We start from the raw sequence: 10647 nt of genomic DNA on the forward strand, positions 1-10647 counted from the left end.
GGAGAAGATGATTCCGTCACCCTCAAGGAACGGTTGGCGCATCGCGCGGAGGGCCATAGGGTCGGGAGTGTGGAGCTCCTGTCCCCGCTGCCCGATTCGCACCGCTCGCTCATCACCGAGGCCCTGGACGCACTGGGTGTCACCCGCTGGGTCCTGAGCATCCATGACCCCAGCTTCCCGGGCCTCCCCGGAGAGGACCTGGGGCGAGGCTCGCCGTACTCAGAGGGCGCCACGCGCTTCCTCGCCTTCGCTCGGGACCTGGGCTTCACCGGCATCCAGCTGGGGCCGCAGGGGCAGACCACCGCGTACAACCCGTCGCCGTATGACGGCACGTTGTTCTCACGCAACACGCTGAACGTGGCGCTCGCGCCGCTCACGGATCCACACGGACCGTGGGGGGCGCTGCTGCCCGCGGACACCCTGGCCCGGCTCGTCTCCGAAGTGCCCGAGGAGGGGGGGCCAGCGGTCCGGTACACCTCCGCGTGCCGGGGTCAGGCGCAGGCGCTCCAGGAGGCTTGGGACACGTTCCGCCGTGAGCGGGACCGCATGGATGCTCCCGCGTCCATCCTCGCGCTGGTCCGCCGCTTCGCGGACTTCCGCATGGAGAACCGGGAGTGGCTGGAACGGGATGCGCTCTTCGACGTGCTCGCCGCCCGGCATCACACGCCAGATGACTGGCGCGGTTGGGCGGATTCGCTGGATGGGCGCCTGTTCGCGCCGCGTGCCGGCGAAGTGATGCAGGCGGAGGCGCGCATCCGGGAGTTGCTCATCGTCGAAGCCGGCGCGGTGGAGCAGTACGCCTTCCGCCAGTTCCTCGTGTACGAGCAGCATGGACTGCTGCGGGAGCGCGCGGGGGCCTTGGGGCTCAAGCTGTACGGGGACCTCCAGATTGGTTTCTCGCCTCGGGACACGTGGGCGCGGCAGGGGTTGTTCCTCGGCGCGTACCTCATGGGGGCCCCGCCCAGCCGCACCAACCCGGAGGGCCAGCCGTGGAACTACCCGGTGCTGGATCCAGAGCAGTACGTCGCTTCGGACGGCTCCGGCCCCGGGCCGGTGCTGCGCTACATGGACGCGCGGCTGGGCAAGATGCTCTCCGAGTACGACGGGCTGCGCATCGACCATCCGCACGGGCTCGTGTGTCCGTGGGTGTACCGCGCGGGCTCGGCGGATCCGCTGCTCGCGGTGCAGGGTGGGGCGCGCCTGTTCTCCTCGCCGGACCTGCCGGATCACCCGGAGCTGGCGCCGTATTCCATCGTGGCTCCGGAGCAGCTGGACCGCTCGGTGCCGCGCTACGCGGATGGGTGGGTGACGGGGCTCACGGAGGAGCAGGTGGCCCGGTACGCCATCCTCTTCGACTCCGTGGTGCGCACGGCGCGGGCGCACGGCCGGGCCCGCGAGGACGTGCTGTGCGAGGTGCTGAGCACGCTGCCGTATGAGCTGTCACGGGTGATGGCCCGTGATGGCCTGGGCCGCTTCCGCGTCACGCAGAAGGCGGACCTGAACAACCCGGCGGATGTGTACCGCAGCGAGAACGTGGCCCCAGAGGACTGGGTGATGGTGGGCAACCACGACACGAAGTCACTCTGGCGGCTCGTCTCCGAGTGGCAGTGGAAGCACGCGCTGCGCGCCCAGGCGGACTACCTCGCGGAGCGTCTGCATCCCGAAGCGGAGGGGCGTGAGGCCTTCGCGCGTGAGCTGGCGGAGGATCCGGGGCTGCTCGCGCAGGCGAAGTTCGCGGACCTGTTCGCCAGCCGCGCGCGCAGCGTGATGGTGTTCTTCGCGGACCTGCTGGGCATGCCGGACACGTACAACGCGCCGGGCTCCGTCGATGCGCGCAACTGGTCGCTGCGCATCCCGGCGGACTGGGAAGAGCACTACCAGCAGCGGCTGCGCGTGGGGGCCGCGCTCAACCTGCCACAGGTGCTCGCCATGGCGCTGCGCGCGGGCGGAGCCGAAGCCCGCGCACGGCACGCGGACCTGCTGACCCGGCTGGACGCCGCCGCTGCCAGGCTGCGAAGCGGCGCGCGGTGAGTCACGCCCGGCGGGGCGAGCGGCACGAACCTGTCCGACAGTCGGACAGGTTTTTGGATGACCGTGGACAGGGGCTCAGGTGATGCGCCGCATGTCGAAGCGTGACTGGAGCGTCCATTGCCCAGCGGCGTCCTGCACCTCCCCGCGCCAGGTGAAGCGGTCCGCGCCGATGTCGGAGAAGCTCCAGCGGATGGGCTTCCCGTGATGCTCGCCCAGGAGCACGAGCCGGTCGCCATCCCGTCCTCCGGACAGCCGGTTGATGGCACCGCCCGTGGGGCTGATCCAGGTGATCTGCCACCTCCCTCCAGCCCGGTCGAAGGTGCGCACCGTGGTGCCGTAGCGCCTGTTCGCCCCAGGGCCTGACTGCGCGGGGGCGCGCCTGGACGGCACGATGAACACGTCCTGCAGGGCCCGCCCCTCCAGCACCCAGTGGAACCACCACTCACCCTGGCTCTCGCGAACGCTCCCGTCGGAGTCATGGTCCTGGATGGTCCCGGCCCAGCCTCCCACCAGCCATCCGAAGGTGGCCGCCGCGTCGCCCAGCTCGCTCGAAGGGCCCGGGCTCATCAGGGCCTCCACGAACGCCTGCGCCACGGACATGGGCGCGGCGGGCCCTTCCGCGAGCCTGCGCCAGATGCCGGCGTATTCGATGGGCAGCCCGTCCGCGTCCACGTCCAGCATCGCGTGGAAGCCGCTCTCCAGGCTCTCGTAGCGATAGCGCGTGGGCCCTGCCCGCGTGTAGCCCTGCCTCGCGGGCACGACCTCCAGCGCGGGAAAGCGCACCCACGCCGCGCGGATCTCCGCGCTGGCGCCTTCCCCCAGCCGCAGCCGGTTGATGGGCAGCGCGTTGGTTGAGGGGCTCAAGCCCAGGTCCACGTCCGTGCATCCCCCCAACTCCTCCGCGTCCCGGCCGTTCTTCCGCCAGTGTCCCTCCCCGTCATGCTCCAGCGTGAGCGCGCGATGCTCGCCGCGCCACGATTGCGTCACGCTCACCCGGCGCGTGCGCCACGCGCTGTCACAGACGACCGAATACTCCGCCCTCAGCGGCGCACCCTGTTCCGCGACGAGAATCAAGCCGGAGAGCTCCGTGCCCTCCTGCCCGCGCCGCACCCGTGCATGCTCGAACCCCTGTTCATCCATCACGCGCCGCCAGATGAACTCGCGCGTGACTGCTGTTGCCTCCGTCGCCATGATTCGGTCACCCCGTTTGGATGTGCGGGGAGAGGATGGAAGGACGGACCGTGGCCGACTTGGGGAAAGTGGACCTGACCACGGCTCGCCGGCTGGCGTCCGGCGACGGATGGCGCGTGAGTGAGATCATCTGCCGCTCGGGCCCCAAGGACCCCGTCTTCGCGGAACAGCACACCTGGGTGTCCGTCTCCGCCGTCCTGTCGGGCAGCTTCACCTACCGCTCCCGGAACGGCCGCGTGCTGCTGACGCCTGGAGCGCTGCTGCTCGGGGAACAGCACACGTCCTTCTGCTGCGGCCACGAGCATGGTGTGGGCGACCGCTGCATCGCCTTCCACTTCAAACCCGAGTTCATGGAAGAGGTGGCCCGGGACCTGTCCGGGGTGACGCGCACGGACTTCCCCAGGCACCGGCTGCCGCCCCTCCAGCGGCTCGCACCCCTCATCGCGGACGTGCAGTCGCTGGCCGAGCATCCCGGCGCGCGCGGCGCGGAGGAGCTGGCGCTGCGGATGGCGGGCGCGGCGCTGAGCGGCATCCACGAGGGCTCCACCCGGCCCATCACCGCCACCGAGGAGCGCCGCATGGCGGACGCGCTCCGGTTGATGGAGACCCGGCTGGTGGAGCCCCTCTCCCTGGACGTGTTCGCGCAAGCGCTGGGCATGGGCCGCCACCACTTCCTGCGCACCTTCCGCAAGGTGGTGGGAGAGAGCCCCTACAGCTACATCCTGGGCCGCCGCCTGACACTCGCCGCCGAGCGCCTGCGGACGGACGGTGAGCGCATCGCGGACATCGCCTATGCGTGCGGGTTTGGCGACCTGTCTGAGTTTGTCCGCCGCTTCCGTGCCCGCTTCGGCGTCACGCCGTCCGCGTACCGGGCCCGCGCTCGACCCGGGTCGACCGGGATAGAGCGGGTCTAACCAGTCTCCTTGGAAATCCCTGTTCTCGATGCTATCGGGTCTGCGCAATTCTTGATCTGGGTGAGGCAAGGACCGCGTGGCGAATCATCGTGAGTGGGAGTTCGGAGCGCATCGCGCGTACTTCGAAGAGCCGGACCTGTTGGTGATGAAGTTCAACGGGCCCTCGAAGCTGGAGGACTCGAAGAAGGTGCTGGAGATCTGCCAGGAGGTGTCGAGGAACGGACCGGTGTTCGTCATCTCCGACGTGTCCACCTCCAGCATCGACAAGGACTCGCGCGAGCTGCTGGTGGCGCAGGCGAAGGCCGAGTGGTTCCGCGGCCACGTCTACCTGGGCACGGGCCCGCTCCAGCGCGCGGGCGCCAAGGCGCTGATGCTCGCGCTCTACTTCACCGGCAAGTGGACGGTGGACGTGGACTTCGCGGACTCGGAGAAGGACGCGCGCGACCTCATCGCGAAGAAGCGCGCCCAGCCTCCCAAGAAGTAGCTGCTGCACTTGCGCCTCAGTGCTGGACGTCCAGCACGAGGCGCGTGGGGTTCGTCAGCTCCAGCACGCGGAACGGGACGCGGCGCGCGGTGCCCAGCACCCACGTCACCTCGCCCTCGAAGTCGCACACGCGCTCCAGCCCCAGCAGGGACGGCAGCGCGGGCTTGAGCGAGCGCTGCGCCACCGTGGCCTGCCCCTGGTCGTCGTGCGCGCGCGCCAGCGTGAAGCGCACCTCCAGCATTGCCTCTCCCGGCGTCTTCACGTCGTCACCGGAGCCGCACTGCTGCGCTGATTTCACGTACCCCAGCTGGTAGCCCGGCAGGCGCGGCCCGTCGAACTCGAACACCGTGCGGTCGTAGTCCGCGTGCGTCCCCGTGCGCACCGAGCGCAGCGTGATGGGCGGGGGCTCGCCGCGCGGCTTCTCCACCGTCGCCGTGGTCCACGCCTCGGCCCCAGAGTCTGGCGCTGCTTGCGCCGTGGGCGCAGGCCTGCCCGCGTCCTCCTTCACGTCCAGCACGGGGTGCACCACCGGGGCGGTGGCGGCCGGTCCCTCGCGCGGCACGGTCTTGGCGGGCGGGGGCACGGCTGGCACGTCCATGGGGACGGTCTGGGGCTCCTGCTTCTGGCAGCCCTGGCTCAGCAGTCCCAACGCCACTCCCACCGCGTACAGCCCCTGTCGCAGGCGCATCCGGTTCCTCCCATCAAACCCCGTCAGCCGGGGACTTCCCGAGTCCTCGCACACCGCGCGCCCCGGGACCATGGAAGATGCGCCTCCCCGGCGCCGTTGCGTATAGGGTCCGCCCGGCCGCGTCCCCTGGCCCCCCTCGTGCACTGGAGAACTTGCACCATGGCCCTCGACCTGACCTCCCTCCCGCGTCCCTCTCGCGATGACACCACCGTGAGCACCATGGTGCGTGGGCTCGTGGGCAGCGAAATCCTCCGCATCGCCGCGGAGATCCGCGAGCTCGTGGCCAAGGGCAACAAGGTGTGCAACCTCACCGTGGGGGACTTCAACCCGAAGGAGTTCCCCGTCCCGGACGGCCTGCGCGACCAGATTGGCGCCGCGCTCCAGGGCGGTGAGACGAACTACCCGCCGTCCGACGGCGTGCTGGACCTGCGCCAGGCCGTGCAGCGCTTCTACGAGCGCTCCCTGGGGCTGAAGTACCCGCTGGAGGGCATCACCATCGCGGGCGGCGCGCGGCCCGTCATCTACGCCATCTTCCGCGCGGTGCTCGACCCGGGGGACGTCGTCGTCTACCCGGTGCCGTCGTGGAACAACAACCACTACGCCCACATGCTGGGCGCGAAGAGCGTGGTGGTGACCACGGACGCGGCGGCGGGCTTCATGCCCACGCTGGCGCAGCTGGAGCCGCACCTGTCGTCCGCGCGCCTCTTGTGCCTGTGCAGCCCGCTCAACCCCACCGGCACCATGCTGGACCCGGAGGCCCTGCGCGCCATCTGCCAGCGCATCGTCGAGGAGAACCGCGCGCGAGAGGGCCGCGGCCAGAAGCCGCTCATCCTGATGTACGACCACATCTACTGGGTGCTGACCTTCGGCAAGAAGCACGTCACGCCCGTGGAGCTGGTGCCGGAGATGGCGCCGTACACCGTGTTCGTGGACGGCATCAGCAAGGCCTTCGCCGCCACCGGCGTGCGCGTGGGCTGGGGCGTGGGCGCGCCCACCCTCATCTCCCGCATGCGTGACGTGCTGGGCCACGTGGGCGCCTGGGCTCCCAAGGCCGAACAGGTCGCCACCGCGCGCTACCTGGACGACGTCCCCGCCACCGAAGCCTTCCTGACGACGATGCGCCAGCGCGTCGACCAGCGCCTGGAGGCCCTCTACAAGGGCTTCCAGCGCATGAAGGACGCGGGCCTGCCGGTGGAGGCCATCGCGCCGCAGGGCGCCATCTACCTCACCGTGCGCTTCGACGTGGTGGGCAAGGACGGCCTCGCCACCAACGACGCCATCCGCAAGCGTCTCCTGGAGAAGGCCCGCTTCGCCGTGGTGCCCTTCCAGGCGTTCGGCCTTCAGGAGGACACCGGCTGGTTCCGCCTCTCCGTGGGCGCCACGTCCGTCGCCGAAATCGAGGAGGCGATGCCTCGCGTGGAGGCCACCGTGCGTGAAATCCTCGCGGCCCGGTAGCCACTTTCCTCCACAGGCTGGCAGACAGGGAATAGCCTGCCAGCCGTGGCGTTGAGGGCGCCGCCATCATGCTCAAGCGTTTCGTGGACGTCCGTGACGAGGAGGTGGGGGCGGTCCGCGGGGCGTTCGTCTACTTCTTCACGCTGATGTGCGGCTACGCCATCCTGCGTCCCATCCGCAACGAGATGGGCACCGCCGGGGACGTGAAGCACCTGCCCTGGCTCTTCACCGTCACCTTCGTCGTGATGCTGCTGGCGGTGCCGGTCTTCTCCGCGCTGGTGGCGCGCTACCCCCGGCGGGTGGTGGTGCCGCGCGTCTACCGCTTCTTCCTCGTCAACCTGCTGGTCTTCTTCGCGCTGCTCAAATGGGGCGTGGCGAAGGAGTCCGTGGCGCGCGCCTTCTACGTCTGGCTGAGCGTCTACAACCTGTTCGTCGTCTCCATCTTCTGGAGCTTCATGGCGGACGTGTTCGCCAGCGACCAGGGCAAGCGGCTCTTCGGCTTCATCGCCGCGGGCGGCACCACGGGGATGATTGTCGGCCCGTTCCTGGTGGGGCGGCTGGCGGAGCCGGTGGGGCCGGTGAACCTCATCCTCGTGTCCGCGGTGATGCTGGAGGTGAGCGCGCAGTGCGTGCGCCGCCTGGGCCACTGGGCGAGGGACGTGCAACACCAGCCCGCCACGCGCGAGGGGCCGGTGGGCGGCGGGATGCTCGCGGGGCTGCGCCTCCTGGTGACGTCGCCGTTCCTGCTCGCGCTGGGGATGCAGGTGCTGCTGTACGCGGCGACCTCCACGTTCCTGTACTACCAGGAGGTGCAGCTCGTTGCGTCCCTGGCGAAGGACGCGGCGTCGCGCACGGCGGCGTTCGCGGACATCGACTTCTGGGTGCAGGTGCTGACGCTGGCCATCCAGACGCTCGTCACCGGGCGGGTCATCTCGCGTCTGGGATTGGGCGTGGCGATGGCGGTGGCGCCGGTGCTCACGCTGGTGGGCTTTGGGGTGCTCGCGTTCGCGCCGGTGCTGGCGGTGCTCATCGCCGTGAAGTCGCTGCGGGGCGCGAGCCACTACGCGCTGGAGCGCCCGTCGCGCGAAATCCTGTTCACCACGGTGGATCGCGAGGCCCGCTACAAGTCCAAGAGCTTCATCGACACGGTGGTGTACCGCGGCAGTGACACGCTGAGCGCGTGGCTGCAGGGCGGGCTCACCGCGCTGGGCCTGGGCATGACGGGCCTGTCGCTGGCGGCCGTGCCCGTGGCCGCGCTGTGGCTCGCGGTGGCCCTGTACCTGGCGCGCCAGCAGCGCACGCGCGCCGCTGAAACCCTTCCGCAGACATCCCTTCCTGGAGGAACCACGGCATGAAGCTGACCCGTAGAGGCGTGATTCAAGCAGCGGCCGCGCTGGGCGCGGTGCAGGTGTTGGGCTGTGCGTCGTCCCCCAAGGCGGGCCCCGGCTCGGCGTCTGGTGACGGGGACAACGCCCCGGGCAAGCCCCTGAACATCCTCATCCTGGGCGGCACCCGGTTCCTGGGCCCCGCGCTGGTGCAGGTGGCGCAGGCGCGCGGCCACACGCTCACGCTCTTCAACCGCGGCAAGTCCAACCCGGGCCTGTTCCCGGACGTGGAGAAGCTCCAGGGCGACCGCGACCCCGACAAGGGCGAGGGCCTGAAGGCGCTGGCGGGCCGCAAGTGGGACGCGGTCATCGACACGTCCGGCTACGTGCCGCGCATCGTGAAGGCGTCCGCGGAGCTGCTCGCGCCGAACGTCGGCCAGTACGTCTTCATCTCCAGCATCTCCGTCTACAAGGAGATGACGAAGCAGAACCTCAACGAGTCCGACGCCGTGGGCACCATCCCCGACGAGACCACGGAGGAGGTGGGCGAGACGAGCTACGGCCCGCTCAAGGCGCTCTGCGAGAAGGCCGCGGAGACGGCGCTGCCCGGCCGCACGCTCAACATCCGCCCCGGCCTCATCGTGGGCCCGGATGACGGCTCCGACCGCTTCACCTACTGGCCGCTGCGCGTGGCGAAGGGCGGCGAGGTGCTGGCCCCCGGCGACGGCGAGGACCCGGTGCAGGTCATCGACGCGCGCGACCTGGCCGCGTTCATCATCCGGAACGTGGAGCGCCGCAGCACGGGCATCTTCAACGTCACCGGCCCGGTCCAGCCCATGAAGATGAAGGGCATGCTGGAGACCCTGCGCGAGGCGACCGGGAGCGACGCGCGCTTCACCTGGGTGGACACCGCGTTCCTGGATCAGCAGAAGGTGACGGCCTTCGGGGACATGCCCGCGTGGGTGCCGCGCACCGGGCCGGAGGGAGGCATCGGCGCGGTGAGCATCGTCAAGGCCACGCAGGCGGGGCTCGTCACCCGGCCGCTCGCGGACACCGTGCGCGACACGCTGACCTGGTTCCACGCCCTGCCAGCGGACCGCCAGGAGAAGCTGCGCGCGGGCCTGTCCGCTGAACGTGAGAAGGAGGTGCTCGCGGCCTGGCACCAGGCGAAGGGCACCGCCAAGGCGGGCTGAGCGGCCGCGGGCTGAACCCGGGTGCCCGGCCGTGGAGCGGCCGGGCGTCCATCCCCGAGCCGCCGGGCAGGCGGGGGGCATGCGGTGCTGGCCGGACGCGTCATGCGTCCGCACCTTTTCCGCCATGGAACGCGACCGGGACAGCAGGCATCACGTGGTCATCGTGGGGGCGGGCTTCGGGGGGCTCGAGGCCGCCAAGGCCCTGGGCAAGGCGGACAACGTGCGGGTGACGGTGGTGGACCGCTACAACCACCACCTCTTCCAGCCGCTGCTGTACCAGGTGGCGACGTCGGTGCTGAACACCGCGGACATCTCCGCGCCCATCCGCAGCGTGCTGCACTCGCGCAACACGGAGGTGCTGCTGGCGGAGGCGAAGTCGGTGGACGCGCGCCGCAAGGTGCTCGTCGTGGAGGGCGGGGAGATTCCCTACGACTCGCTGGTGGTGGCCACGGGCGCGTCGCACTCGTACTTCAAGCACCCGGAGTGGGCGGACGTGGCGCCGGGCCTGAAGACGCTGGACGACGCCGTGCGTATCCGCGAGCGCATCCTGACGGCCTTCGAGGCCGCGGAGCGCGAGCCCGACCCGGCGCGCCAGCGTGAGTGGATGACCTTCGTCATCATCGGCGCGGGGCCCACGGGCGTGGAGCTGGCGGGGGCGCTCGCGTACATGACGCGGCACTCGCTGCCGAAGGACTTCCGGCGCATCGACACGCGCCAGGCGCGGGTCGTCCTGCTGGAGGGCCTGCCGCGCGTGCTGAGTGCCTACCCGGAGGAGCTGTCGGAGGCGGCGAAGCGCGACCTGGAGAAGCTGCACGTCGAGGTGCGCACCGGGGCCCTGGTGACGGACCTCGACGCGGAGGGCGTCACGTTCGGTGACGAGCACATCGCCACGCGCACGGTGCTGTGGGGCGCGGGAGTGGCGGCGTCGCCGCTGGTGCGCTCGCTGGAGGTGCCGCTGGACCGGGCGGGGCGGGTGAAGGTGACGCCGCTGCTCACGGCGCCGGGCCTGGATGACGTGTATGTGATTGGCGACGTGGCGGCGGCGGAGCAGCGCGGCAAGCCCGTGCCGGGCATCGCGCCGGCGGCGATGCAGATGGGGCGGCACGTGGCGAAGACCGTCCGCTGCCGTCTGGCGAACAAGCCGCTGCGCGCGTTCCGCTACCACGACAAGGGCAGCTTCGCGGTGATTGGCCGCGGCTACGCGGTGGGCCTGCTCTTCGACAAGTGGCGCATGAAGGGGCTGCCCGCGTGGTGCGTCTGGGCGGGGGTGCACATCGCCTACCTCATCGGCTTCCGCAACCGCCTCTTCGTGATGCTGAACTGGGGTTACACGTTCTTCACCCAGGGGGGCCGGAACATGCGGCTC

The 10647-nt window shown here is 70.5% G+C and carries 9 protein-coding genes; 7 read left to right on the top strand and 2 right to left on the bottom strand.

Translation table 11 applies throughout. The features are described 5' to 3' along the window. Window positions 1-69 precede the first annotated feature (69 nt). A complete protein-coding gene (locus D7W82_RS17915; protein WP_199727776.1) occupies window positions 70-2031 on the top strand; it encodes a 4-alpha-glucanotransferase in 1962 nt (653 codons plus the stop codon). A gap of 75 nt (window positions 2032-2106) precedes the next feature. On the opposite strand, the gene D7W82_RS17920 is transcribed toward D7W82_RS17915, so the two are convergent. After that, window positions 2107-3222, bottom strand: a complete 1116-nt coding sequence (locus tag D7W82_RS17920; protein WP_120619518.1) for a putative glycolipid-binding domain-containing protein — start codon at window positions 3220-3222, stop codon at window positions 2107-2109. 50 nt (window positions 3223-3272) lie between these two features. Here D7W82_RS17920 and D7W82_RS17925 point away from each other — a divergent pair, with 50 nt between their 5' ends. Further along, a complete protein-coding gene (locus D7W82_RS17925) occupies window positions 3273-4136 on the top strand; it encodes an AraC family transcriptional regulator (RefSeq protein ID WP_158617690.1) in 864 nt (287 codons plus the stop codon). Between the two features lie 76 nt (window positions 4137-4212). Further along, window positions 4213-4620 (top strand): hypothetical protein, encoded by a 408-nt coding sequence (locus tag D7W82_RS17930; RefSeq protein ID WP_120619520.1) that lies wholly within the window; start codon window positions 4213-4215, stop codon window positions 4618-4620. Between the two features lie 16 nt (window positions 4621-4636). On the opposite strand, the gene D7W82_RS17935 is transcribed toward D7W82_RS17930, so the two are convergent. Then, a complete protein-coding gene (locus tag D7W82_RS17935) occupies window positions 4637-5308 on the bottom strand; it encodes a hypothetical protein (protein WP_233587747.1) in 672 nt (223 codons plus the stop codon). Between the two features lie 159 nt (window positions 5309-5467). On the opposite strand from D7W82_RS17935, the gene D7W82_RS17940 reads away from it, so the two are divergent. The 4 genes from D7W82_RS17940 to D7W82_RS17955 all read left to right on the top strand — a co-directional run. Further along, complete coding sequence (locus tag D7W82_RS17940) at window positions 5468-6763, top strand: pyridoxal phosphate-dependent aminotransferase (RefSeq protein WP_120619522.1); 1296 nt, start codon at window positions 5468-5470, stop codon at window positions 6761-6763. A 68-nt stretch (window positions 6764-6831) separates the two neighbouring features. Continuing rightward, window positions 6832-8118, top strand: coding sequence for an NTP/NDP exchange transporter (locus D7W82_RS17945; protein WP_120619523.1), 1287 nt, complete (start codon window positions 6832-6834; stop codon window positions 8116-8118). Further along, entirely contained in the window at window positions 8115-9281 is a 1167-nt protein-coding gene (locus D7W82_RS17950) for an NAD-dependent epimerase/dehydratase family protein (protein ID WP_120619524.1), read from the top strand. The genes D7W82_RS17945 and D7W82_RS17950 overlap by 4 nt, the downstream gene beginning before the upstream one ends. A 154-nt stretch (window positions 9282-9435) precedes the next feature. Beyond that, window positions 9436-10647: NAD(P)/FAD-dependent oxidoreductase (locus D7W82_RS17955; RefSeq protein ID WP_147439376.1), on the top strand; the 1212-nt coding region annotated here is incomplete at its 3' end.

Origin of the sequence: Corallococcus sp. CA049B (genome assembly GCF_003611685.1) — a bacterium.
In the GTDB taxonomy this organism is placed as follows: Bacteria; Myxococcota; Myxococcia; order Myxococcales; family Myxococcaceae; genus Corallococcus; species Corallococcus coralloides.